The following is a 26,012-nucleotide window of genomic DNA, read 5'->3' as shown; positions in this document are numbered from 1 at the left end:
AAAAAAACCCCGCTTTCGCGGGGCTTCTTATCAGGCCGGTTGAGCCTGCATGCTCACCGGTCGCAGCGGCAGTAACGGCGCATGCGGATCGGCTTTCACCGAAGCCCGCCATGCATCCAGCCACTCGGCATGGCCTTCGCCCCAAACCTGCTCGTGCAAGCGCGCCAGAGCAACCGGGTCGCTCAGCAGTTGCAGACGATCATGGTTATTCAACCCGGCAGGGCCAACCTTGATCGCGTGACGAACACGCTCCTGACGCAGCCATTCGATCGGCTCGGCCTGGCCGTGACGGGACGTCGCCAGCGAGCACGCCAAGGCGTTCTGCTGCGGATCGACCACTGCACGGATAAAGCCGTCATTCAGCGCATGCCAACGGTTCTCGTGGGTGTACTGGTCAGTCGCCAGCAGCGCCTGCGGCGGATTGTATTCCTCAGGGATGAGGAACAGGCTCTCGTCACGGGACTTCAGGCCCAGACCGACACGGCTGGAAATCACCGACACCGGGATCGACAGCATCAGCGAACCGACAATCGGCACCAGCCACCACAGGAAGCTCGGGTTCAGCCAGATCACCAGCAGCGCCCAGCAGAAACCCAGCAGGGTCTGCGGACCGTGGCGCTTGACCGCCTCGCTCCATGGCGTCGAGTCGTCGTCACGTTGCGGCGAGTTCCAGGTCGCGGCCCAGCCGAGGAACGCGGCCAGGACGAAACGGGTGTGGAAAATCATCCGCACCGGCGCCAGCAGCATGGAGAACAGCATTTCCAGCAGCATCGACAGCGTCACTTTGAACTTGCCGCCGAACTCTTTCGCGCCCTTGGCCCAGATCAGGATGATGCTCAACAGTTTCGGCAGGAACAGCAGCACGATGGTCGTCGAGAACAGCGCAATCGCCTTGTCCGGGTGCCATTGTGGCCACAGCGGATAGAGCTGACGCGGTTCGAGGAAGTACTGCGGCTCCATCAGCGTATTCACCGCGAGAAGCGCGGTCGACAGCACCAGGAAGAAGAACCACAACGGCGCCGACAGGTACGACATCACGCCAGTGAGGAACACCGCGCGGTGTACCGGGTGCATGCCTTTGACCAGGAACAGACGGAAGTTCATCAAGTTACCGTGGCACCAGCGGCGGTCACGCTTGAGTTCGTCGAGCAGGTTCGGCGGCAGTTCTTCGTAGCTGCCTGGCAGGTCGTAGGCAATCCACACGCCCCAACCGGCACGACGCATCAACGCGGCTTCAACGAAGTCGTGAGACAGGATCGCCCCGGAGAACGCACCCTTGCCCGGCAACGGCGCCAAGGCGCAGTGGTCGATGAACGGCTTCATGCGAATGATCGCGTTGTGACCCCAGTAGTGGGATTCACCCAACTGCCAGAAGTGCAGACCGGCGGTAAACAGCGGGCCATAAACGCGTGTGGCGAACTGCTGCATGCGCGCATAAAGGGTGTCCATGCCCGACGCACGCGGCGCGGTCTGGATGATCCCGGCGTCCGGTGTGGCTTCCATCAAGCGCACCAGACTGGTCAGGCACTCGCCGCTCATGACCGAGTCAGCGTCGAGGACGACCATGTACTTGTAGTCACCGCCCCAACGACGGCAGAAGTCGTCGAGGTTGCCGCTTTTGCGTTTTACGCGGCGGCGGCGGCGGCGATAGAAGATCTTGCCGAAGCCCTTGGCTTCGCGGCAGACGTCCAGCCAGGCCTGTTGCTCGGCCACGCAGATGTCGGTGTCGTTACTGTCGCTGAGTACGAAGAAGTCGAAACGATCCAGATCACCGGTAGCGGCAACCGATTCGAATGTCGCACGCAGACCGGCAAATACCCGTGGCACGTCTTCGTTGCAGATCGGCATGACCAGCGCGGTACGGGCGTCTTTGGCAATCGGCTCGTTGCCGGCACTTTTACCGGAGATGCGGTATTTATCGTGACCGGTGAGCAACTCCAGAAAGCCCATCAGCGCCGTCCAGAAACCGGCCGACACCCAGCAGAACAGAATCCCGAACAGAATCAGGATGCTCGTTTGCAACGCATACGGCAGCACTTGCGTGGCGGTTTGCAGCAGCGGCTGGTGCAGGACTTCTTCCAGATCGACGAACGACCAGCCCTGGTACGGCATGATGCCTTTCATGTACCAGCCGGCGACGATGGTCTGGCCGAGCATGAGCAGCAACAGAATGTAGCGACGGATCGAACCGACGGTGCGCCAACGCGCGGCCGGCAGGACATTCTCGTCCTTCGGCGGCTGCGGCGGATTGGTGCGGCCGGTCATACGACGCCAGCCACGCACCAGAATATTGGTGCGCCATGGCTCCGGCACGACCTTGGTCCGACGAATCGGCGGCGTTGCCTTGAGGCTGACTCGACCGCTGGCGTCGAGCACCAGCATTTCCGCTTCTTCGAGCTCTTCGGCGGTGCTCAGGGTCAGGCGCTTGCCCACCGAAGCCTGGGCGGCTTCGGCAGGAGCGTCGAACGTCGAGGACGACAGGCGTTGATGCAGTTCGCTGAACGACTGGCAGCCCGCGAGTTCCGCGCGCTGCTGGTCGGTCATCGGCAGATGCGCCAGATACTCGGACAGAGTCTCTGGCTGTACTTGAGAGTTACTCATCGGCAGGCAACTGATAGCTCCAGGTCTCGGTCAGGACTTCTTCAGTCGGCGCCGATTCCGGTGTGGCTGGGGCCGCGTCCGCAGCGACTGGCTGCTTGGCGTCTTTGTTGGCCTTGTCCTTGGCATCTGCGGCTGGCTTGGCGTCGGCCTGCTTGGCCTCGGCTGCCTTGGCTTCCTTGTCGAGTTTCTCTTGTTGCTTGGCGGCAACCTTGTCGGCCTTGGCGACGGACGAGTTGGACGCCGGCACCGAAGACTTGGCCAGATCAGCGGTCACGACTGGCTGCACCAGTGCGGCACGCATCTCGGTCGACTTGCTCGCGTCCTTGATCTTCATCCGCAGGGTCAAGCGCCAGCCCTTGGTTTCCGGGTTGTAGCGCACGCTGTTCTCGACCAGTTCGGCATTGTCGCCAACGCTGACCTGGCTGCGCACGTCGGCATCCGGCGCCAGAGCGGCCAGCGATGGGCCCTCGAAGTCGACCAGGTAGGCAACGCTGCCGTCCGGCTGACGGATCAGGTTCGATTGTTTGACGTCACCGGTGGAACGCAGAGTCTGCGCAACCCAGGCGCTGTCCGGCGCGTGAATCGCCGCTTCGTCCATGGTCCAGTGCATGCGGTAAGCGAAGTCCAGCGGCTGGCCTGGCTCCGGCATTTTTTCCGGGCTCCAGAACGCAACGATGTTGTCGTTGGTTTCGTCGGCGGTCGGAATCTCGACCAGATCGACGGTGCCTTTGCCCCAATCGCCCTTCGGCTCGATCCAGGCGCTTGGGCGCTTGTCGTAGCGGTCGTCGAGGTCTTCGTAGTGGCTGAAGTCACGGCCACGCTGCAGCAGACCGAAACCACGCAGGTTCTCGACGCTGAAGTTGCTCACGGCCAGGTGTTTCGGGTTGTTCAGTGGGCGCCAGATCCACTCGCCGTTGCCGGCATGGATCGACAGACCGCTGGAGTCGTGCAGCTCACGACGGTAGTTGAGGACTTTCGATGGCTGGTTGGCGCCGAACAGGAACATGCTGGTCAGCGGCGCGATGCCCAGTTTGCCGACCTTGTCACGCAGGAACATCTGCGCCTTGACGTCGACAATGGTGTCGCTGCCCGGACGCAGGATCAGACGGTAGGCACCGGTGGCACGCGGCGAATCCAGCAGGGCGAAGATCACCAGATGCTTGTCGCCCGGCTTCGGCTGTTGAATCCAGAACTCGCGGAAACGCGGGAATTCTTCGCCCGACGGCAGCGCGGTATCGACCGCCAGACCACGGGCCGACAGACCGTATGTGTGGCCCTTGCCAACGACGCGGAAGTAGCTCGCGCCGAGCATGGTCATGATTTCGTCTTGCTTGTCGGCCTTGTTGATCGGGTACAGCACACGGAAACCGGCATAACCCAGTTGTTCGGTGGCCTTCGGATCGAATTTCAGGTCGCCGAAATCGAAGCGCGAAGGATCGTATTTGATCTCTTCGACGGTGTTCGCCGTGATTTCGTTGATTTTCACCGGTGTATCGAAGTGCATACCCTGGTGATAGAAGGACAGTTTGAACGGCGTCTTCTGATCAGCCCACTCAGCCTTTTCGGTGAGGAAGCGGATTTTCTGATAATCCGCGAACTTCATGTCGCGGAACTCGTTCGGCAGGTTGCTGCGCGGGGCTTCGAATTTCTGCCCGGCCAGCTCTTTAGCCTTGGCGGATACATCGTCAAGATTGAACGCCCAAAGCTGACCGGCGCTGAGCAGGCACAGGAGCGCCGAACCCGCTACCAGGGCACTTCGCATGCGTTTGGCAGACATTTTTGCTGCATTACAGGGACTAACGATCACGAGCAACCCTCGCCGAAAACAGATCAAAAAACCAACGGCCAGATGAAGTGTCTTTAAAGGTATCGGCATTGAAAAACCGACCTACCAGAGCACCCTTGCCAAGTTGGCGAGCATTGTTCCGACTCCGCTGGGGCAAAATGATTCCCCAATCGGATCCAGACAAGTCTCTACCTAAGTCAAAAATGGACCAACGAACGCTGATCCCCATAGCGCGCGATTATCTAGTAGCCCGCGTGACAACGCATCAGGGGTAACAAAGTATTTATCGCGAAAACACCCTAAAAACAGTCGAAATTTCCTAAAAAGGTGTTTCAGGCGCTTTCAGGTCTGTAACAAAAAGGTAACCGGGCCATCGTTGACCAAATGCACCTGCATATCGGCGCCGAATCTACCTGATGCCACAGTGCCATGCACCTGTTTCGCTTTGCTTAATAGATAGTCGAATAATTCCTCGCCCAGCGCCGGAGGGGCGGCGGTCGAGAAACTCGGGCGCAACCCGCTTTTGGTGTCGGCAGCGAGGGTGAACTGAGAGACCAGCAGCAACCCACCGCCCACATCCGCGAGGGACAGGTTCATCTTGCCCTCAGCGTCACTGAATACACGATAGTTAAGCAGCTTATGCAGAAGTTTGTCGGCGCTGGCACGCGTGTCGTCGGGTTCGACCGCCACCAGCACCAGCAAACCCTGATCGACCGCGCCAACCACCTCTCCCGCCACTTCGACTCGCGCGCCACGCACGCGTTGTAAAAGCCCCTTCATGCTTCTTCGGGCGGCAGGTCGAGCAGGCGTCGGGCCATTTGACCGGCGGCACGTACCAATGCGTCGGTGATACCGGGTTCGGACGCAGCGTGACCGGCATCGCGGATCACTTGCAGCTCACTGTTCGGCCATGCCTGGTGCAATTCCCAAGCGTTATCCAACGGGCAGATCACGTCGTAACGGCCGTGGATGATCACGCCGGGCAAGTGAGCAATCTTGCCCATATCGCGAATCAGTTGGTTCGGCTCAAGGAACGCGTTGTTGGTGAAGTAGTGGCATTCGATCCGCGCAATCGACAAGGCGCGTTGCGGTTCGGAGAAACGATCGACCACCAGCGGGTTCGGCCGCAGGGTCGCGGTGCGCCCTTCCCAGGTCGACCAGGCCTTTGCTGCGTGCATCTGGGCGATCTGATCATTGCCGGTCAGGCGCTTGTGGAAAGCGTTGAGCAGGTCGTCGCGCTCGTCCACTGGGATCGGCGCAATGTAGTCCTGCCAATAATCGGGGAACAGACGGCTGGCACCGGCCTGGTAGAACCACTCGATTTCCTGCGGACGGCAGAGAAAGATCCCGCGCAGGATCAGACCGTGAACGCGCTCCGGATGGGTTTGCGCGTAGGCCAGTGCCAGGGTCGAACCCCACGAGCCGCCGAACAGCACCCATTTGTCGATGCCCAGGTGTTTGCGGATGCGCTCAAGGTCGGCGACCAGATCCCAGGTGGTGTTGTTTTCCAGGCTGGCGTGCGGGGTGGAGCGTCCGCAGCCGCGCTGGTCGAAGGTAACAATGCGGTACAGGTTCGGATCGAAATAACGGCGGCTCTGTGCATCGCACCCGGCACCCGGGCCGCCGTGGATGAACACGACAGGCAAGCCTTCCGGCGAACCGCTTTCGTCGACGTACAGCGTATGCGTGTCATCGACAGCCAGATCGTGCCGGGCGTGTGGTTTGATCTGCGGAAACAAAGTCTGCATTGCGCGCTCCGTAAGGGGTCGAGGTCATCCCTGGGGGGACTTCTATTATTCTGCCGTTGGGCATCATAAACCCGATTTACGTCAATGAGCATGCTTCAGAACACGAATCAAAACCTGTGGTGAGGCAGCAGCTCCTACAGGAAGCGGGTCAGGCGGCGTAGCGGGATTTGCCCCAGGCGAGGAAGCCTTGCAGCAACTCCTTGAGCACCACCCGCGTCGGCTCGGCCAGATCGGCGCGATAGCGGAACGGTTCGAACTCTTCCATGTACGTGCACTGGCCCAGTTCCAGTTGCACGGCGTGGATGTTTTCAGCCGGGTTGCCGTAATGACGGGTGATGTGGCCGCCCTTGAAGCGACCGTTGAGCACATGGCTGTATTCACCATGACGCGCGCAGATGGCTTCCAGTTGCGCGGCCAGTTGCGGATCGCAGCTCGCGCCGTTGAAGGTGCCGAGGTTGAAGTCCGGGAGCTTGCCGTCGAACAGGTGCGGGATGATCGAGCGGATCGAGTGCGCGTCGAACAGCAGCGCGTAACCGAACTCGGCCTTCAGCCGCGCCAGCTCTTCCTGCAAGGTGCGGTGGTACGGCGTCCAGATCTGTTCCAGATAGGTCGCGCGCTCCTCTTTCGAAGGCTCCAGACCTTCCTTGAACAACGGGATGCCGTCGAACAAGGTCGCCGGATACAACCCGGTGGTGGCGCCAGCGTACAGCGGCTTGTCGTCGGACGGCCGGTTGAGGTCGATGACGAAACGTGAATATTGCGCGGCCAGAGTGCTGGCGCCCAGTTCTTCTGCAAAGTCGTACAACTGCGGAATATGCCAGTCGGTGTCCGGCAGGCTTTTCGCATCCGGGATCAGCCCAGCCTCGACCGCAGGCGTCAGGCGCAGACCTGCATGGGGCATGCTGATCAGCAGCGGCACGCGACCTTGTTTGAAGCTCAGAACCTTATCCACAACCGCTCTCCTACAGACTTGATTCAACGCCGTGACGCACGACGCGTTTGTCCAGATCACCGCCCAGCCAATAGGCCAGATCCGCCGGACGATCAATGTGCCAGGCGACGAAATCCGCGACCTTGCCGACTTCCAGCGAACCGTGGGTCTCGGCCATACCCAGTGCTTGGGCGGCATGAATGGTCGCCCCGGCCAATGCTTCTTCCGGGGTCATGCGGAAACAGGTGCAGGCCATGTTCAGCATCAGGCGCAACGACAGCGCCGGCGAGGTGCCGGGGTTGAGATCGCTGGCGATGGCGATCTTGACCTTGTGCTTGCGCAAGGCGTCCATCGGCGGCAGCTGGGTTTCACGCAGGAAGTAGAACGCGCCCGGCAGCAGCACCGCGACGGTGTCGGATGCGGCCATGGCGATGGCGTCGGTTTCGTCCATGAACTCCAGGTGATCGGCGGACAACGCATGGTAGCGCGCGGCCAGGCTGGAGCCGTGCAGCGACGACAATTGCTCGGCATGCAGCTTCACCGGCAAACCTAATTCTTTAGCGGTGATGAACACGCGCTCGACCTGTTCCGGAGAGAACGCCAGGTATTCGCAGAACGCATCCACGGCATCGACCAGGCCTTCGGCAGCCAGAGCAGGCAACATTTCGGCGCAGATGTGATCGATGTAATCGTCGGCGCGATCCTTGTATTCCGGGGGTAGCGCGTGAGCGGCGAGGCAGGTGCTGCGCACGCTGATCGGCAGCTCTTTGGCCAGGCGACGGATGACTCGCAGAATTTTGCGTTCATTGGCCAGATCGAGGCCGTAGCCGGACTTCATTTCTATCGTGGTCACGCCATCGCGCATCAGGCTTTTCAGGCGTTTGGCGGCGCTGGCGAACAATTCGTCTTCGCTGGCTTCACGGGTCGCCCGCACGGTGCTGGCGATGCCACCGCCCTGCGCCGCGATCTCGGCATAGCTGACGCCTTGCAGACGCTTTTCGAATTCACCGCTGCGGTTGCCGCCAAACACGGTGTGGGTGTGGCAGTCGATCAGGCCGGGGGTGACCCACGCGCCTTGCAGATCATTGACCGCCGGGTATTCGCCCGAGGGCAGTTGATTACGCGGGCCGATCCACTCGATCAGCGCACCGGACGTCACGATGGCCGCATCCTCGATGATCGAGTAGACGCCTTGCGCCATGGTTGCGACGTGGCAGTGTTGCCAGAGGGTTTTCATCCCTTAGTCTCCACACTATTCAAAATCGATTTCGCGAGCAGGCTCGCTCCCACAGGGATACGCATTCCAACTGTGGGAGCGAGCCTGCTCGCGAAGAGGCCCTTACAGGCTAGGCAAAAATTTCGCCGGCACCAGCTCGGTCAGGCAGCGCGAAGCCAACAACTCAGTCGCCGCATTGATGTCCGGCGCAAAGAACCGGTCCTTCTCGTAGAACGGCACTTCCTGACGCAAAATCGCCCGGGCCTGTTCCAGCTTCGCCGAGGTTTTCAGACCGTTACGCAAGTCCAGCCCCTGCACCGCAGCGAGCCACTCCACCGCAAGAATCCCGCGAGTGTTCTCGGCCATTTCCCACAGGCGTTTGCCGGCAGCCGGCGCCATGGACACATGATCTTCCTGGTTGGCCGAGGTCGGCAGGCTGTCCACCGAATGCGGATGGGACAGCGCCTTGTTTTCACTGGCCAGTGCCGCCGCTGTCACCTGGGCGATCATGAAGCCGGAGTTGACCCCGCCATTGGCCACCAGGAACGGCGGCAGTTGCGACATGTGCTTGTCCATCATCAGCGAGATGCGGCGCTCGCTGAGCGAGCCGATTTCGGCGATGGCCAGGGCCATGTTGTCAGCGGCCATGGCCACCGGTTCGGCGTGGAAGTTGCCGCCGGAAATCACATCGCCTTCAGCGGCGAACACCAACGGGTTATCCGATACGGCGTTGGCTTCGACGGCCAACACTTCAGCAGCCTGACGGAACTGGGTCAGGCAGGCGCCCATGACTTGTGGCTGGCAACGCAGCGAGTACGGGTCTTGGACCTTCTCGCAGTTCTGGTGCGAATCGGACACTTCGCTGCGCTCACCGAGAAGATCACGGTAAGCAGCGGCGGCATCGATCTGGCCTTTCTGGCCACGGGCGGCATGGATACGTGCGTCGAACGGCGAGCGCGAACCCAATACCGCTTCAACCGTCAGACCACCCAGTGCAATGGCGCCTGCAAACAGATCTTCACCTTCAAACAGGCCACGCAAGGCAAACGCAGTCGACACCTGAGTGCCGTTGAGCAGCGCCAGACCTTCTTTCGCCGCCAGCGTCAGCGGCGTCAGGCCAGCCACTTTCAGCGCTTCAGTGGCTTCCATCCACTCGCCCTTGTAACGCGCCTTGCCCTCGCCCAGCAGCACCAGCGACATATGCGCCAGTGGCGCGAGGTCACCGGAAGCCCCCACCGAACCTTTCAGCGGAATGTGCGGATAGACCTCGGCATTGATCAGCGCAATCAGCGCATCGATCACCACGCGGCGGATGCCGGAGAAACCACGGCTGAGGCTGTTGACCTTGAGCACCATGATCAGACGCACCAAGTCATCGCTGATCGGCTGACCCACACCGGCGGCATGCGACAGCACCAGCGAGCGCTGGAGGTTTTCCAGGTCTTCGCTGGCGATGCGCGTCGAGGCCAGCAGGCCGAAACCGGTGTTGATGCCGTAGGCGGTGCGGTTTTCGGCGAGGATCTGCTCGACGCAGGCAACACTGGCTTCGATCTGCTGCGATGCGCTGTTATCGAGGCTCAGCTTGACCGGATGCTGAAAAACGTCACGCAGTTGAGCCAGGCTCAGTTGGCCGGGGATCAGGTTTAGCGCAGTCATTAAAATGCTCCTTTTGAACATTGTTATTAACTACCAGTCGCTCCGGAGCATTCCGTTATCCGTCGTTTTTCGTCTTGTGAACGATCCACGCCTTGGCACGCTGGTATGGGTAGTTGTCAATGCAAATTCGGTAATACGTTGTGCAGCAAATTCGGGGTTTTCAAAACGCTCGCTGCGGCGGCGATATCCGGCGCCAGCCAACGGTCCTGATCGTAGGCCGGGACTTTCTCACGCAGCAGGCGCCACGCGATATCAGTGCCCGTGCCAAAGCGCTGCGCTTTCAAGAATTCAAACGCCTGCGCCGCCAGCAGATATTCGATGGCGAGGATCTGCGTGCAGTTTTCCAGCGCCCGATGCAGCTTCAGCGCCGCAGTGGTGCCCATGCTCAGATGGTCTTCCTGCAAGCCCGAGGTGACGTAGTTGTCGAGCACCGCCGGTTGCGCCAATTGGCGGTTTTCCGCGCACAGCGACGCGGCGACGTATTGCACGATCATCATCCCGGAGTTCACCCCCGGATTGGCCACCAGAAATGCCGGCAGACCGCTGACGTGCGGGTTAACCAGACGATCGAGACGACGCTCGGCAATCGAGCCGATTTCCGCCACGGCGATCGCCAGCAGATCCGCCGCCATCGCCACTGACTGACCGTGCGGATTGGCCTGGGACATGACCCGGAAATCGTCCGGCGTACCCAGCAGCAACGGGTTGTCGGTGCAGCCGTTGAGTTCGGCTTCGACCTGTTTGATGGCGTGCTCGAGTTGATCGCGCGCGGCGCCATGCACCTGCGGGATCGAGCGAATGCTCAGCGCATCCTGAGTGCGAATGCCCTTGCTCGAAGCAATCACTTCACTGCCATCAAGCAACGCACGCAGATTGACGCCAACTTGCTGCATGCCCGGATGCGGTTTCAACGCGATGATCTCGGCGTCGAACGCGTCAATCTGCCCACGCTGGGCTTCGAAACTCATGGCGCCAATGACATCGGCCCATTGCACCAGACGCGTGGCGTCGGCAATCGCCAGGCAGCTGAGGCCGGTCATGCACGGCGTGCCGTTGACCAGGCACAAACCGTCCTTCGCGCCCAGTTGCACCGGCTGCAGGCCCTCTTCGGCCAAGGCCTGTTGTGCAGAAACAACCTGTCCGCGATAGCTGACATTACCCACGCCGAGCAGCGTGATGCCGATGTGTGCCATGTGGGTCAGATAACCCACCGAACCTTGCGACGGCACTTGTGGGGTGATGCCGCGATTGAGCAACGCCAGCAGCCCTTCGACAACCCGACGATGGAGGCCGGACTTGCCATGGCTGTAGTTGTGGATCGCGGCGCAGATGATGGCGCGGGTCTGCTCGTCGGGCAGTACCGGACCGACGCCGCAGGCGTGGCTGAGCAAGGTGTTGCGCGAGAGCTGGCTGAGTTGTTCGTCTTTCAGCGAGACGTTGGACAACCCGCCCAGACCGGTGTTGACGCCATAAGCGCGCTCGCCGCTGACGACAATGCGCTGGACGATGGCCTGAGCGTTTTCGATGCGCGCCCACGTGTCGCCCGACAGCTCAAGTTGTGCGCCGTGACGGGCAACGGCGACTACGTCTTGCCAGCGCAGGTGGGCGCCGGTGATCACGACTTTTTCAGCCTGGGACATCTTTAACCTCAACCATAATATTGATGCAGTTTCACTGGCCCTATCGCTGGCAAGCCAGCTCCCACAGGATCTCCAGTGTTCACACAATCTCTGTAGGAACTGGGCCTGCCAGCCCCCACAGAGCCCCCAGTGTTCACACAATCTTTGTAAGACCTGGGTCTGCCAGCCCTACAGAGTCCTCAGGGTTCACACATTCCCTGTGGGAGCTGGCTTGCCAGCGATGAGGCCAGTCATTGCACTGCAAAACCCAGATCAGACCACCGCCGCCCGCCGCTGCACGAACCGGTCAACATACTCATCCGCCGGCGAATGCAGGATCTCGCGTGGCGTACCAACCTGAATCAGCTTGCCGTCCTTGAGAATCGCAATGCGGTTGCCGATACGCACGGCCTCATCGAGGTCGTGGGTGATGAAGACGATGGTCTTGTGCAGAGTCTTTTGCAGCTCCAGCAACTGGTCCTGCATCTCGGCGCGGATCAGCGGATCGAGGGCGCTGAACGCTTCGTCCATCAGGATGATGTCGGTGTCTGCCGCCAATGCACGGGCCAGGCCGACACGCTGACGCATGCCGCCGGAAAGCTGGTGCGGGTATTTGTTTTCGTAGCCCTTGAGGCCCACGGTGTTGATCCAGTGCAGCGCGCGTTCGTTGCACATCTGCTTGCTCTCGCCGCGCACTTTCAAGCCGTAGGCGACGTTGTCGAGGACGGTCTTGTGCGGCAGCAGGCCGAAGCTCTGGAACACCATGCTGATCTTGTGCCGACGAAATTCGCGCAGGGCGTCCATGTCGTATTGCAGGATGTCCACGCCGTCGACCAGGATCGCGCCGCTGGTCGGGTCGATCAGGCGATTGAAATGGCGCACCAGCGTCGACTTGCCGGAACCGGACAGGCCCATGATCACGAAGATCTCGCCGGTGCCGATGCTCAGCGACAGGTCGTTGACCCCGACCACGCAACCGGTTTCGTTCAGCACCTGATCCTTGGTCTTGCCCTGGCCGACCATGACCAAGGCGTCCTTGGCGCGGTTGCCGAAAATCTTGAAGACGTTTTTGACTTCGATCTTGCTCACGGTTGCGTTGCTCATTTGCTCACCTCATGCCGTGGCCGACCGTACGCCTGAGTAATGCGGTCGATGACCACTGCGAGAATCACGATCGCCAGACCGGCCTCAAGACCCCGTCCGACGTTGAGGGTCTGAATCCCCACCAGTACATCTTCACCCAGGCCACGGGCGCCGATCATCGAGGCGATCACCACCATCGACAGGGCCATCATGGTGGTCTGGTTGATCCCGGCCATGATGCTCGGCAGGGCCAGCGGCAGTTGCACGCCGAACAGTTGCTGCCAGCGATTGGCACCGAAGGCATTGATCGCTTCCATGACTTCGCCGTCGACCTGACGAATACCCAGATCAGTCAGGCGAATCAGCGGTGGCGCGGCGTAGATCACCGTGGCGAAAATCGCCGGGACCTTACCCAGGCCGAACAGCATCAGCACCGGGATCAGGTAAACGAAACTTGGCATGGTCTGCATGATGTCGAGCAGCGGCATCAGCACCGAACGCAGGCGATTGCTGCGCGCCGAGAGAATCCCCAGCGGTATGCCGATCAGCACCGAAATGATCGTTGCGACCATCATCAGCGCCAGGGTCTGCATAAGCTTGTCCCACAGGCCGACAGCACCCACCAGGAACAGCAGACCGACGATGACGGCGGTGGTCACGACTTTGCGCGTTGCATGCCAGGCGACGACACCGACAATCGCCAGCATCAACCACCACGGCGCTGCACGCAGCAGGCCTTCGAGATTGACGATGGCCCACAGCAGGGTGTCGGAGATGTGACGGAACACATCACCGTAGTTGGTGACCAGCGAATCGACCCAACCGTTGACCCAGTCGGCGATGGAAAAGGTAAAGCTTTCGGGAAACATAAGAGACTCTCAATCAAGGGGTTGCGATCAAGCGTCCGACTGCCGTGGCCGGCAGCCGGAGAAACTCGACCTACAAGGCCGCGTCGATCTTTTTGGCTGCGTCTTCGCTCACCCAGGCGTGCCAGACTTCAGGATGTTCCTTGAGGAAGATTTTCGCCAGTTTTGGCGACTCGATACGTTCCTTCGCCATGCGCCCGAGATTCTGGTTCAGCAGGTCGATGGGCAGGTTGACCTTTTCCAGCACCGCCACCAGTTCCGGGGCTTCGTCGTGGAAGGTTTTCGACAGGCCAACCTTGATGCTCACGGTCTTGTCGACGCCCGGTTTTTCTTCCAGTTTGACCAGATCGACCTGGCCCATCAGCGGGGTTGGCGACCAGTAGTAGAACAGGATCGGCTCGCCACGCTTGTAGCTCGACAGCACCGCCGCATCCAGCGCAGGTCCCGTGCCCGGACGGAAGTTGGTGTAGCTGCTTTCCAGGCCGTAGCTTTTGAGCATTTCGCTGTTGTCCAGCTCACAAGTCCAGCCGGCCGGGCAGTTGTAGAAACGGCCTTTGGAGGGTTCTTCGGCGTCTTTGAACACGGCGGCGTATTTGCCCAGATCGGCAATGTTTTTCAGATCCGGGGCTTTCGGCTCAAGCTTGCGCTTGGCATCGCCTTCGATCACGTAACGCGGCACGTACCAGCCTTCAACGGCGCCGACGACCGGAGCGCCAACCCCGACCACCTTGCCGGCCTTCTCGGCCTTGTTCCAGACTTCGCTGCGGCCGACCCACTCTTCGGCAAACACTTGAATGTCGTTGCTGCTCAGGGCGTTTTCCATGGTGATGGAGTTGCCTGGCAGGCTGTCGGTCTTGCAGTCGTAACCTTTTTCCAGCACCACTTGCAGGACGTCGGTCAGCAGCATGCCGCTTTCCCAGTTCAGACCGGCGAATTTCACCGGTTTGCCCGATTCGCACCAGCCGGCGGCTTGAGTTGCGCCAGCGCTGGCCAACAGGCCCATGGACAGCAATGTAGTCAGCAGGGTCTTGTTCGATTTCATTATTGCGACGCTCCTAATCATGAATTGGCTTACGGCAGTCAAGAGGCATCCAGCCCTGTCCACGTCCAATCAGGCCTGCGCCGCAGCGCGAACGGCCCCACTTGTTTTAGGTTGTACAACGCTGTCCTGCTCGACCGGCAGAATCAGTTGATCGGGTACTGGGCTGTGCCATTTTTTTGCGCACACGTAATACACAGCGGCAGGCAGCACCAGACCGATGATCCAGGAGATATCCACATCACCGAGGGCAGCTACCAAGGGACCTGTGTAGAACTTGGTGGAGATGAACGGCAACTGCACCAGCACGCCAAAGACATAGACGCTGATACCGAGCATGTTCCAGCGACCATAGCGACCGTTCGGATCGGCCAGCGCCGGCACGTCATAGCGCTCGCGAGTGATGCAGTAGTAGTCCACCAGGTTGATCGCGCTCCACGGCGTGAAGAACGCGAGCAGGAACAGGATGAAAGACTTGAACGCACCGAGGAACGAATGCTGACCGAGCAACGCGATCAGCGTCGCCGCGCCGACGATGAACAGCACGAACACCAGACGCTGCATGCGCGAGACCTGCAGATGACCTTTGAAACCGCTGATGATGGTGGCGATGCACATGAAGCTGCCGTAGGAGTTCAGCGTCGAAATGGTCACCTTGCCGAACGCAATGCTGAAGTACAGCAGCGCTGCGGTGGCACCGGTCCCACCCAGACCGACGATGTAAGCCACTTCATGGCCGGCGAACTGGTCGTTGGCCGAAGCGGCAGCGAATACACCGAGGATCATCGCCACTTGTGCGCCAATCACCGAACCGGCGCCGGCGGCGAAAAAGGTTTTCACCGCTGAGGTCTTGCTCGGCAGGTAACGGGAATAGTCCGCCACGTAAGGGCCGAAAGCGATCTGCCAGGAGGCCGCGAGCGACACCGCCAGCAGGAAGCTGCTCCAGCTGAAGTGGCGGATTTGCATCAGTGCGCCGACGTCGGTCTGGCTCATCAGACGCCAGAACAGGAAAACGAAGGCAATCACGCCAATGACGCTGGCGACGCGGCCAATCCAGTGGATCACTCGATAACCCATCACCGTCACCAGCACGATGACACTGGCGAAAATCAGAATGCCGATGCTGTCGCTGACGCCAAACAACTGGCCCAGTGCCTGGCCGGAAAGCACCGTGCCCGTTGCGGTGAAGCCCAGGTACATCAGGCACACCAGCACGATCGGGATGGCTGCGCCATAAACCCCGAACTGCACGCGACTGGAAATCATCTGCGGCAGACCCAGTTTCGGCCCTTGCGCCGCATGCAGCGCCATCACCGCGCCGCCCAGCAGTTGACCGATCAACAGACCGATCAACGACCAGAACACATCACCGCCCAGCACCACGGCCAACGCCCCGGTGACAATCGCCGTGATTTGCAGGTTGGCACCCATCCACAAGGTGAATTGGCTGAACAGACGACCGTGTCTTTCCGCTTCCGGGATGTAGTCGATCGAACGCCTTTCGATCAACGGTTTGTTGCCTGCACGATCGGGACTGACAGCCATGGTTCAACCTCTGTGGATTGTTAGATTCTCTGTAGGAGCTGCCGCAGGCTGCGATCTTTTGATCTTAAAAAAACAACATCAAAAGATCGCAGCCTGCGGCAGCTCCTACAGGGGTTTTGCGTTTTATTTACCGGTAATCATCGGCAGGTTCAGGCCCTGTTCCTTCGCGCAGTCGATGGCGATCTGATAACCGGCATCGGCGTGACGCATGACACCGGTGGCCGGGTCGTTGTGCAGCACGCGGGCAATACGCTCGGCCGCTTCGTCCGTACCGTCGCAGACAATCACCATGCCCGAGTGCTGGGAGAAGCCCATGCCGACGCCACCGCCGTGGTGCAGGGAAACCCAGGTCGCGCCGCTCGCGGTATTCAGCAGAGCGTTGAGCAGTGGCCAGTCGGACACGGCGTCGGAACCGTCCTGCATCGATTCGGTTTCACGGTTCGGGCTGGCCACCGAGCCGGAATCGAGGTGGTCGCGCCCGATCACGATCGGCGCCGACAGCTCACCGCTGCGGACCATTTCGTTGAACGCCAGACCGAGCTTGGCGCGCAGGCCCAGGCCAACCCAGCAGATACGTGCCGGCAGACCCTGGAAGCTGATGCGCTCGCGGGCCATGTCCAGCCAGTTGTGCAAGTGGGCGTCGTCCGGGATCAGCTCTTTGACCTTGGCGTCGGTTTTGTAGATGTCTTGCGGATCACCCGACAGCGCCGCCCAACGGAACGGGCCGATGCCACGGCAGAACAGCGGACGGATGTAAGCCGGCACGAAACCCGGGAAGTCGAACGCGTTCTCGACGCCTTCTTCCTGCGCCATCTGACGGATGTTGTTGCCATAGTCGAAGGTCGGGATGCCTTGCTTCTGGAATTCCAGCATCGCGTTGACGTGCACGGCCATCGACTGCTTGGCAGCCTTGATCACAGCGGCCGGTTCGGTCTTGGCGCGGGCGCGGTATTCGTCCCAGGTCCAGCCGGCCGGCAGGTAGCCGTTGAGTGGGTCATGGGCGCTGGTCTGGTCGGTGACCATGTCCGGGCGCACGCCGCGCTTGACCAGTTCCGGCAGGATTTCTGCAGCGTTGCCCAGCAGCGCGATGGAGATCGCTTTACCTTCTTTGGTGTACTTGGCGATGCGCGCCAGCGCGTCGTCGAGATCGGTGGCTTGCTCGTCGACGTAACGGCTTTTCAGGCGGAAATCGATGCTGACCTGCTGGCATTCGATGTTCAGCGAGCAGGCGCCGGCCAGGGTTGCGGCCAGCGGCTGAGCGCCGCCCATGCCGCCCAGACCGGCGGTCAGCACCCACTTGCCGGTGAGGTTGTCGTTGTAGTGCTGACGACCTGCCTCAACGAAGGTTTCGTAGGTGCCTTGAACGATGCCTTGGCTGCCGATGTAGATCCAACTGCCGGCGGTCATCTGGCCGTACATGGCCAGGCCTTTGGCGTCGAGTTCGTTGAAATGCTCCCAGCTCGCCCAGTGTGGCACCAGGTTGGAGTTGGCGATCAGTACGCGCGGGGCGTTGCTGTGGGTCTTGAATACGCCGACCGGCTTGCCGGATTGCACCAGCAGGGTCTCGTCGTCATTCAGGTTGGTCAGGCTCTCGACGATCTTGTCGTAGCACTCCCAGTTACGGGCGGCGCGACCGATACCGCCGTAGACCACCAGCTCTTTCGGGTTCTCGGCCACTTCCGGGTCGAGGTTGTTCATCAGCATGCGCAGCGGCGCTTCGGTCAGCCAGCTCTTGGCGGTCAGCTTGTTGCCGCGTGCGGCACGGATTTCAACGTCACGATGCTTTGTATAAGAAGCGGCGGTAGTTTTCTTGTCAGTCACGAAAAAGACTCCTCAGCGATCAATTCAAACCAACCCTGGCAGTGGGCAAGCAGCCTGCGCGCTTCAATGCGCGGCAAGCGAATCAGTGGACGCTGCGGCTTATACGCATACGTCTTTACTTGTACATACAAGCATATGCAATCAAGCGGCCAACTTATTGGAGGGGTGTACAAGAAAAATTGCGCGCAGGGCTGGAGGTCGCCTGAATCAAGGGTTCTGGCGTGGATGAAATTTTTCGCGGGAGTATTTTGGGGAGTTGGGGGATTGTTACGAAAGCGTGATTTTGCGCCACGCTGGGGCGTTCGGTAACAAGTTGGTGCGTGGGTTGGGAACACCCTAAAAGCAAAAGATCGCAGCCTTCGGCAGCTCCTACAGTGGGATTGATATACACCCTGTAGGAGCTGCCGAAGGCTGCGATCTTTTAAGATTTTTGGATCAGCGTGCCGTCAGCTCAATGACACAGCAACCCGCATCAACGGCAACTTCGACCAACCCACTGTTACCGTCCAGTTGCAGACAATCATGTCGCCCCAACTGCGAAACACTTTCACCGACCTGCACTTGCAGCAACTCACTGACACTGAACACCAGCACCGTCCCCGCCGAACTGAAAAACCGCTGCTCACCCTCCAGCCATTGCAACCGCGCGCGGTAACGCTGCGGCGCGTAGATCAGGTTGAAATCGCGGATCGAACCGCCGAGCAGCGTGCAGGAAACCTGGCTCTCACCACTGAAAGCAAACGGGTCGAGGGGTAACAATGGGCGGGTGTCGTCACCGTCGACACACAGCGTCATGCCGTCACCCTGCAGCACGGTGATTACGCGCTGGTATCCGGCGAAGCTTGAGAAACCGCCGGACTCGGCGATGTCGGCAATCGACAGGCGCCAGCCAAAACCATCAAGCCCTGCGCCAGCGTCACGGGTGATTTCTTCGGTGCTGCCGCCGCCGTTTTTCCACGGCATGCGCGGATAGCCTTCGGCGCGTAAAACCTTAACTTCACTCATTTATGCTCTCTATTTATGGAACCGACCTTCCAGACGATGACGAGAACCCGGGTGGATCAACCGCGCCGCAGTCACCGGCTGACGGCCCGACCATGTGCGACGGCGAATCAGCAGGCACGGCTCGCCTTTTTCGATCTGCAGCAACTTGCACTCGGACGACTCGGCCAGGATTGCTTCAACCACATGCTCGCCCTCGGTCAGCGGCGCGACCTGGTTGAGGTAGGCGTAAGGCGTTTGCAGGGTGAAGTCCTGCTTGAGGTATTCCGGGGCGACCAGCGCGTTGACGAAACGGTCTTCGATTTGCACCGGAATGTCGTTTTCGTAATGCACGATCAGCGAGTGAAACACCTTCTGCCCTTCGCGCATGTCCAGTGCCAGTGCGCGTTCGGAGCCGGCGGCCTCTTCTTCGAGGGTAATGACCTGGCAAGTGTGGCGATGGCCGCGCGAGGCGATTTCGTCGGCGATGTTGTGCACTTCGAACAGCGCGGACTGGCTCTTCGGTTCAGCGACGAAAGTGCCGACGCCTTGCATACGCACTAGCAGGCCGTCGGCGGTCATCTCGCGCAGCGCGCGGTTGATGGTCATGCGGCTGAAACCGAGCTGATTGACCAGTTCGCTTTCCGACGGCACGCGGTAGTGCGGCGGCCAGTTACCGCTGTCGATCTGCTGGGTGATCATCTGTTTGACGCGGGCGTACAAGGGCGCCGGACTGTCGCCCATGTTCGCGGCCAACGGGGAAACTGGAGGCGGAGTCGGCACGGTGGATCCTTGTTCGTCGGTAGAGGTTGCTAGCTTGCCGGAGTTTACCGGGCAGGCAAACGTCTGTATATGTATATACAAATAACACACGATGGGGTGCTGAACCATGTCCGCTTTCTTTGCCGAACGCGCGCTGCTGCCTAACGGATGGGCCAACAATGTACGTCTTGAGGTCAGCGCCGATGGCGTGTTGACCCAAATCCAGGCCGATTCCACCGCAGATGGCGCCGAACGGTTAAGCGGCCCGCTGCTGCCGGGGATGCCCAATCTGCACTCCCACGCGTTCCAGCGAGCAATGGCCGGTTTGGCCGAAGTGGCCGGTAATCCCAACGACAGTTTCTGGACGTGGCGCGATTTGATGTACCGGCTCGTCGGAAAAATCAGCCCCGATCAACTCGGCGTCATCGCCCGACAGCTGTACATCGAAATGCTCAAGGCCGGTTACACCTCGGTCGCTGAATTCCACTATGTGCACCACGACAGCAATGGCCAGCCTTATGCGGATCCGGCTGAACTCGCTTTGCGTATCAGCCAGGCGGCAAGTGAAAGCGGCATTGGTCTGACCTTGCTGCCAGTGCTGTACAGCCACTCCGGTTTCGGCGGCCAGTTACCCAACGATGGCCAGCGCCGTTTCATCAACAGCACCGAAAATTACCTGAATCTGCAATCGCGTTTGCAGCCGCTGCTGGCGCAACAGAAGGCGCAATCGCTGGGTCTGTGTTTCCACTCGTTGCGCGCGGTCACCCCGCAGCAAATCAGTGAAGTGTTGGCCGCCAGCGACAAACAATGCCCAGTGCACATTCACATCGCCGAACAGCAGAAGGAAGTCGATGACTGCCTGAGCTGGAGCGGTCGTCGTCCGCTGCAATGGCTGTACGAAAACACCGAAGTCGATCAGCGCTGGTGCCTGGTTCACGCCACTCACGCCAACCCGGAAGAAGTCACGCTGATGGCTAAGAGTCGCGCCATCGCCGGTCTGTGCCTGACCACTGAAGCCAACCTCGGCGACGGGATTTTCCCGGCGGTGGATTTCCTCGCACAGGGCGGGCGCATGGGCATCGGTTCCGACAGCCATGTGTCGCTCAGCGTCGTGGAAGAGTTGCGTTGGCTGGAATACGGCCAGCGTCTGCGCGATCAGCGACGCAACCGTTTGTATGGCGCGGATCAGCCTATGGTCGGGCGCACTCTGTACGACGCGGCGCTGGAGGGCGGCGCTCAGGCACTGGGGCAACCGATTGGTGCGCTGGAGGTTGGCAAACGTGCGGACTGGATTGTGCTCGATGGCAACGATCCGTATCTGGCGACAGCCACTGGCGACGGGATTTTGAATCGCTGGTTGTTTGCCGGCGGCGATCGTCAGTTTCGCGATGTGCTGGTCAATGGCCAGTGGGTGGTGCGTGATGGGCGGCATGCCGGGGAAGAGGACAGCGCTCGCGCCTTCACCCAAGTCCTGCGCGACCTTTTAGGCTAGAAAAGCAAAAGATCGCAGCCTTCGGCAGCTCCTACATGGGAAATGTGTCCACCCTGTAGCTGCCGAAGGCTGCGATCTTTTCGCTGTTAATTCGAGGTCTTGGCCATCTGCCGATCTGACGCCCGCCAGATCAACCGCGTGGTGTCATAACCCTGCTGACGCGCCTTGCTCAACAGCTCTTCGCGCACCACACCGTTGACGGTCGGTGTGCGCGACAACAGCCACATGTACTTGCGACTCGGATCGCCGACGATGGCAGTCTTGTAGTCATCGCTGACGTACAACACCCAGTATTCGCCTTTCGCCACACCCGGAATCAACCGTGAGAACCAGGTATCGAACTCGACCCATAGCTTGTCGGTCTTGCCCGGCACCTGTGGATAAGCCGTGCCCTTGGCTTCTTCCCATTGCCAGTCCGGAGTCAGGCAGCGATTGAGCACCGCGACATTACCGTCAGGCTTGAGGGTGTAATGGGCTTCGGATTGCGCGCAATTGCGCTGGAAGTACATCGGCAAGCGCGCCAGTTCATACCAGGTGCCCTGGTAACGCTTGAGATTGACGCTGTTGACGGTTTTCGGCGCCAACGGATCCACGCCGGAACTGGCGCAGCCGGCCAGTACCAGGCCGGCAAAAAGGATTAGCAATAACCGCTTCATTTTTCTTCTCCGTGGGCGCGAAGCCCCGGTTTACTTCAGGCCTTGGCCGGAAAACATCAGCACTTTGTCACCAGCGTACTGCACGCTGATAAAGCTGTTCTTGTCGCCCCAGGTGCAACTGGACATGCCAAGCGCGCCCGAACAATCGGTGGGTTTGCCGAGCAGCGTCTCCACTTCGGCCTTGGCCATACCGGCAGAAAGCTTCGAATAGTTTTCCTGATTGACCTTGCTGCATGCGGCCAACAGCACGCAAAACGACAGAAGGGCGATAGATCGCAGCGACATGGTGTAACTCCTGGAACGAGGGGGGATGGCATGGTGCCAACCAGAAGCTTAGAAGAGAAAACCCTCATCTGGTTCCCTGAGCGGACGGCTATTTATTAGCCCGCCCGTCTGGCTTTTGCCTTTAAATCAGACACTTTGTAGGGCTATTGAGCATTTCGTCGCATTTCATGAGAGATGCCTAATCTTTGGCGCGCGGCGGTCGAAATAAGAGCAGCGCAAAGCCCCCGAGTGTGGCAAATTGCCGCCCTTTCTTGACCAGCACCTTCGCGGTAGTTCATTCGATGACCAGAAACATGAAATTCAGCCACAAAATCTTGTTGGCTGCCGCCCTCGTGGTGGCCGTTGCGTTCGCCTGTTTCATCTTGTTCAACGACTATCGACAACGCGAAGCCCTGAACACCAGCACCGAAGCCTCGATGCAGGAGCTGGGCAGCCTGACCACCAGCAACATCCAGACCTGGCTGGAAAGCCGCATTCAGTTACTGCAATCGCTGTCCCAACAGGTTGTCGTCGACGGCAATGCGCCTGCCAGCCTGAAACGCATCATCGACCTGCCCGCCTACACCGGAAACTTCCAGCTCAGCTACTTCGGCGGTGCGGACGGCGTGATGTTCTCCGTGCCCGCGGGCAACCGTGCGCCGGATTACGACCCGCGTGCCCGCGGCTGGTACAAAGCGGCCAACAGCGCCCAGCAGACCATCGTCACCGAACCGTACATCGCCGCCTCGTCGGGAAAACTGGTGATCACCGTGGCCACCCCGGTACAGCGTCAGGGCCAGATGCTCGGCGTCGCCGGTGCCGACATCGACCTGACTAGCGTCAGTGCAATCATCAACTCGCTGAACTTCGGCGGCCACGGCCATGCGTTCATCGTCAGTGCCGAGGGCAAGATCCTGATCCACCCGGACAGCAAACTGGTGCTCAAGACCCTCGCCGAGGCCTATCCAAACGGTGCGCCAAAAGTCAGCCCGGGCCTGAAGGAAGTCGAGTTCGACGGCAAGACTCAGTTGATCTCCTTCACCCACGTCAACGGCGTACCATCGGCCGACTGGTACGTGGCGCTGGTGCTGGATAATGACACCGCGTTTTCCATGCTCAGCGAATTCCGCACCTCGGCGCTGATCGCCATGGTCATTGCCGTGGTGATCATCATCGCCCTGCTCGGCATGCTGATCCGCGTGCTGATGCAACCGCTGCTGACCATGGGCCGAGCCATGCATGACATCGCCGAAGGTGAAGGCGACCTGACCAAGCGCCTGGTGATCCACGGTAACGATGAATTCGGCGCGCTGGGCACATCGTTCAACCGTTTCGTCGAACGTATCCACACCTCGATCCGCGAAGTCGCCTCGGCTACCGGCCAGGTCAATGAAGTCGCCCTGCGCGTGGTCGCCGCGTCGAACTCGTCGATGTACAACTCGGATCAACAATCCAGCCGTACCAACAGTGTGGCGGCGGCGATCAACCAACTCGGCGCCGCCGCCCAGGAAATCGCCCAGAACGCCGCCCTCGCCTCGCAGCACTCCAGCGATGCGCGCAGCCTGGCGGTCGACGGTCAGCAGGTTGTGGATAAAACCATCCACGCGATGCAGCAACTGTCGGCGAAGATCAGCGACTCCTGCGGCAACATCGAAACCCTGAACAGCAACACGGTGAACATCGGCCAGATTCTTGAAGTGATCACCAGCATCTCGCAGCAAACAAATCTGCTCGCCCTCAACGCCGCGATCGAAGCCGCCCGTGCCGGTGAGGCTGGCCGTGGCTTTGCTGTGGTCGCGGATGAAGTGCGCAACCTCGCGCACCGCACCCAGGATTCGGCGCAGCAAGTGCAGAAGATGATCGAAGAACTGCAAGTCGGCGCACGTCAGGCGGTCAGCATCATGACCGAGAGCCAGCGCGAGAGCGAAAGCAGCGTCGGCATCGCCAACCAGGCCGGCGAACGTCTGGGCAGTGTGACCCAGCGCATCGGCGAGATCGACGGGATGAACCAGTCGGTAGCGACCGCGACTGAAGAACAGACCGCTGTGGTCGAGTCGATCAATGTTGATATCAACGAGATCAACACGCTGAATCAGGAAGGTGTGGAAAACTTGCAGGCGACGTTGCGGGCTTGTTCGGATCTGGAGCAGCAGGCGGCTCGGTTGAAGCAGTTGGTGGGTAGTTTCCGTATTTAGGACGCTGCCACTGCCCCAATCGCCAGCAGGCTGGCTCCCACATTTGATCTGTGTCGTTCACAAATCCATTGCGGGAGCCAGCCTGCTGGCGATTGGGCCTCAGCCGAACAGAAGATTTAAAACCGTGAACCAGGCCCAGACAGAAACACCAATTCCTCAGCCGTAGACTCTCGCCCCAACACTGCATTGCGATGCGGAAACCTTCCAAACCGCGCGATCACCTTCTGATGCCTCTCGGCATAATCCAGATTGTCGGCAAACACTGCCCGCTCCGCTTCCGGCTGTTCAGCCACCAACTCCATGAATCGGGAAACCGCTTCGTTCTGCACCGCGAGGTTTTCGCAGTGTTCGAACACCAGATAAATGAACACTCGCTGAATCGGCTTTAACTGCCGATCGAAATCCGCAGCAATGCCTTGCGCGACGAGCTTCTGCGCACGCAGATCACCGGAGAACGCTTTGGGTGAGTCGCGAAAGATCATTCGCGGCAGTTGATCGAGCAGCAGTACCACCGCGAGCCAACCTTCGGGACGTTGCGTCCACTCGGTCAATTCGCCAGCCAGGGCCTGATCGACAAAGACCCCGAAACGCGTCCGCGCTTCGAGGTCTTGGCTGTCACGCTTGCCGAACCACAACTTGCCCTTGTCAGCCGCGACTTCGTCCGGTGATTCGGCTTGACCGAACCACCAATCGAGCAACGGCTGCCAGGGCGCGTTCATGGTTTATTCCTTGTGGTAAGCCGTGGCGCGGGCAACTTCTTCTTTCGAACCAAGGAACACTGCTACGCGCTGGTGCAGGCCTTCCGGCTGAATGTCGAGAATGCGCTGGTGACCGTCGGTGGACGCGCCGCCCGCTTGTTCCACCAGGAACGACATCGGGTTGGCTTCGTACATCAGACGCAGTTTGCCGGGCTTGGATGGCTCGCGGCTGTCGCGCGGGTACATGAACAGACCGCCACGGGTCAGGATGCGGTGCACGTCGGCAACCATCGCCGCGACCCAGCGCATGTTGTAGTTCTTTTTCAGCGGACCTTCTTCACCGGCCAGCAGCTCGCCCACGTAGCGCTGTACCGGGGCTTCCCAGTGACGCTGGTTGGACATGTTGATGGCGAACTCCTGAGTGGACTCAGGAATGGTGATGTCTTCGTGGGTCAACACGAAGCTGCCCATTTCGCGGTCGAGGGTGAAGCCTTTGACGCCGTCGCCCAAGGTCAGCACCAGCATGGTCTGCGGGCCATAGATCGCGTAACCGGCAGCCACTTGCTGAGTGCCTGGCTGCAAGAACGCTTTTTCGTTCAGCGGCTCGTTCTGGGTCAGGTATTCGTTCGGGCAACGCAGTACCGAGAAGATCGTACCGACCGGGGCGTTGATGTCGATGTTCGACGAACCGTCCAGTGGGTCGAACACCAGCAGGTAGGCGCCTTTCGGGTATTTGCCCGGGATCTGGTAGGCATTGTCCATTTCTTCGGACGCCATGCCGGCCAGGTGACCACCCCATTCGTTGGCTTCGAGCAGGATCTCGTTGGAGATCACGTCGAGCTTCTTCTGCACTTCGCCTTGCACGTTTTCAGTGCCCATGCTGCCCAGAACACCGCCCAGGGCGCCTTTGGATACGGCGTGGCTGATTTCCTTACAGGCACGCGCCACCACTTCGATCAGGAAGCGCAGATCGGCAGGAGTGTTGTTGCTGCGGGTCTGCTCAATCAAATAGCGACTCAAGGTAACGCGGGACATGGACGGCTCCGGTGGAAT

The 26,012-nt window shown here is 60.1% G+C and carries 21 protein-coding genes and 1 pseudogene; 3 read left to right on the top strand and 19 right to left on the bottom strand.

Annotated features, from left to right (window positions below; all coding sequences use genetic code 11):
• Positions 1-30: 30 nt before the first annotated feature.
• The 15 genes from mdoH to hutC form a co-directional block, all read right to left on the bottom strand.
• Positions 31-2,601 carry a glucans biosynthesis glucosyltransferase MdoH gene (gene mdoH, locus PSH79_RS01850; protein ID WP_305440955.1) on the bottom strand — a complete coding sequence of 857 codons (2,571 nt, stop codon included), beginning with the start codon at positions 2,599-2,601 and terminating at the stop codon, positions 31-33.
• Positions 2,594-4,378, bottom strand: coding sequence for a glucan biosynthesis protein G (locus tag PSH79_RS01845; protein WP_370872597.1), 1,785 nt, complete (start codon positions 4,376-4,378; stop codon positions 2,594-2,596). The genes mdoH and PSH79_RS01845 overlap by 8 nt, the downstream gene beginning before the upstream one ends.
• A 351-nt stretch (positions 4,379-4,729) precedes the next feature.
• Positions 4,730-5,167 carry a D-aminoacyl-tRNA deacylase gene (dtd, locus tag PSH79_RS01840; protein WP_122593956.1) on the bottom strand — a complete coding sequence of 146 codons (438 nt, stop codon included), beginning with the start codon at positions 5,165-5,167 and terminating at the stop codon, positions 4,730-4,732.
• Entirely contained in the window at positions 5,164-6,135 is a 972-nt protein-coding gene (gene pip, locus PSH79_RS01835) for a prolyl aminopeptidase (RefSeq protein ID WP_187678848.1), read from the bottom strand. Before pip ends, dtd begins: the two co-directional genes overlap by 4 nt.
• Before the next feature lie 148 nt (positions 6,136-6,283).
• A complete protein-coding gene (gene hutG, locus PSH79_RS01830; RefSeq protein WP_305440953.1) occupies positions 6,284-7,087 on the bottom strand; it encodes an N-formylglutamate deformylase in 804 nt (267 codons plus the stop codon).
• A 10-nt stretch (positions 7,088-7,097) separates the two neighbouring features.
• Positions 7,098-8,303, bottom strand: a complete 1,206-nt coding sequence (gene hutI, locus PSH79_RS01825; RefSeq protein ID WP_305440952.1) for an imidazolonepropionase — start codon at positions 8,301-8,303, stop codon at positions 7,098-7,100.
• A 102-nt stretch (positions 8,304-8,405) separates the two neighbouring features.
• The gene (gene hutH, locus PSH79_RS01820) at positions 8,406-9,938 is read right to left on the bottom strand and encodes a histidine ammonia-lyase (protein WP_305440951.1); all 1,533 of its coding nucleotides are present in this window, start codon (positions 9,936-9,938) and stop codon (positions 8,406-8,408) included.
• Positions 9,939-10,054: 116 nt separating this feature from the next.
• Positions 10,055-11,578: a histidine ammonia-lyase gene (gene hutH, locus PSH79_RS01815; protein WP_305440950.1), complete on the bottom strand. Its 1,524-nt coding sequence runs from the start codon at positions 11,576-11,578 to the stop codon at positions 10,055-10,057.
• A gap of 252 nt (positions 11,579-11,830) precedes the next feature.
• Complete coding sequence (locus PSH79_RS01810; protein ID WP_305440949.1) at positions 11,831-12,661, bottom strand: glycine betaine/L-proline ABC transporter ATP-binding protein; 831 nt, start codon at positions 12,659-12,661, stop codon at positions 11,831-11,833.
• On the bottom strand, positions 12,658-13,509 hold the full coding sequence (locus tag PSH79_RS01805) for a proline/glycine betaine ABC transporter permease (protein WP_007949591.1): 852 nt from the start codon (positions 13,507-13,509) through the stop codon (positions 12,658-12,660). Before PSH79_RS01805 ends, PSH79_RS01810 begins: the two co-directional genes overlap by 4 nt.
• 70 nt (positions 13,510-13,579) lie before the next feature.
• Complete coding sequence (locus tag PSH79_RS01800; RefSeq protein ID WP_007909291.1) at positions 13,580-14,548, bottom strand: ABC transporter substrate-binding protein; 969 nt, start codon at positions 14,546-14,548, stop codon at positions 13,580-13,582.
• A 69-nt stretch (positions 14,549-14,617) separates the two neighbouring features.
• The gene (locus tag PSH79_RS01795; RefSeq protein ID WP_305440948.1) at positions 14,618-16,090 is read right to left on the bottom strand and encodes a cytosine permease; all 1,473 of its coding nucleotides are present in this window, start codon (positions 16,088-16,090) and stop codon (positions 14,618-14,620) included.
• 123 nt (positions 16,091-16,213) lie between these two features.
• Positions 16,214-17,911 carry a urocanate hydratase gene (hutU, locus tag PSH79_RS01790; protein WP_305440947.1) on the bottom strand — a complete coding sequence of 566 codons (1,698 nt, stop codon included), beginning with the start codon at positions 17,909-17,911 and terminating at the stop codon, positions 16,214-16,216.
• A gap of 435 nt (positions 17,912-18,346) precedes the next feature.
• A complete protein-coding gene (locus tag PSH79_RS01785; RefSeq protein WP_305440946.1) occupies positions 18,347-18,916 on the bottom strand; it encodes a HutD family protein in 570 nt (189 codons plus the stop codon).
• Between the two features lie 9 nt (positions 18,917-18,925).
• Positions 18,926-19,636, bottom strand: a complete 711-nt coding sequence (gene hutC, locus PSH79_RS01780) for a histidine utilization repressor (protein ID WP_162130175.1) — start codon at positions 19,634-19,636, stop codon at positions 18,926-18,928.
• A 145-nt stretch (positions 19,637-19,781) separates the two neighbouring features.
• Here hutC and PSH79_RS01775 point away from each other — a divergent pair, with 145 nt between their 5' ends.
• Positions 19,782-21,146 (top strand): formimidoylglutamate deiminase, encoded by a 1,365-nt coding sequence (locus PSH79_RS01775; RefSeq protein WP_305440945.1) that lies wholly within the window; start codon positions 19,782-19,784, stop codon positions 21,144-21,146.
• A gap of 86 nt (positions 21,147-21,232) precedes the next feature.
• Here PSH79_RS01775 and PSH79_RS01770 read toward each other — a convergent pair whose 3' ends face one another.
• Both PSH79_RS01770 and PSH79_RS01765 read right to left on the bottom strand, forming a co-directional pair.
• Positions 21,233-21,802 (bottom strand): lipocalin family protein, encoded by a 570-nt coding sequence (locus tag PSH79_RS01770; RefSeq protein ID WP_116029265.1) that lies wholly within the window; start codon positions 21,800-21,802, stop codon positions 21,233-21,235.
• Between the two features lie 30 nt (positions 21,803-21,832).
• Complete coding sequence (locus PSH79_RS01765; protein WP_007952486.1) at positions 21,833-22,087, bottom strand: hypothetical protein; 255 nt, start codon at positions 22,085-22,087, stop codon at positions 21,833-21,835.
• Positions 22,088-22,368: 281 nt separating this feature from the next.
• Between PSH79_RS01765 and PSH79_RS28085 the strand changes: the two are divergent.
• Positions 22,369-23,355, top strand: a pseudogene (locus PSH79_RS28085) (cache domain-containing protein); the annotation flags it as partial.
• Positions 23,356-23,496: 141 nt separating this feature from the next.
• Positions 23,497-24,261 (top strand): methyl-accepting chemotaxis protein, encoded by a 765-nt coding sequence (locus tag PSH79_RS28080; RefSeq protein WP_370872645.1) that lies wholly within the window; start codon positions 23,497-23,499, stop codon positions 24,259-24,261.
• 116 nt (positions 24,262-24,377) lie between these two features.
• Here the strand turns inward: PSH79_RS28080 and PSH79_RS01755 are convergent, their stop codons facing one another.
• Positions 24,378-24,980, bottom strand: a complete 603-nt coding sequence (locus tag PSH79_RS01755) for a DUF924 family protein (protein ID WP_305440941.1) — start codon at positions 24,978-24,980, stop codon at positions 24,378-24,380.
• Positions 24,981-24,983: 3 nt separating this feature from the next.
• Complete coding sequence (locus tag PSH79_RS01750) at positions 24,984-25,994, bottom strand: class 1 fructose-bisphosphatase (RefSeq protein ID WP_305440940.1); 1,011 nt, start codon at positions 25,992-25,994, stop codon at positions 24,984-24,986.
• Positions 25,995-26,012 lie beyond the last annotated feature (18 nt).

Source organism: Pseudomonas sp. FP2196 (assembly GCF_030687715.1).
In the GTDB taxonomy this organism is placed as follows: Bacteria; Pseudomonadota; Gammaproteobacteria; order Pseudomonadales; family Pseudomonadaceae; genus Aquipseudomonas.
The sequence above is the reverse complement of the archived record's forward strand: the minus strand, read 5'-3'. Positions and strand labels throughout refer to the sequence as shown.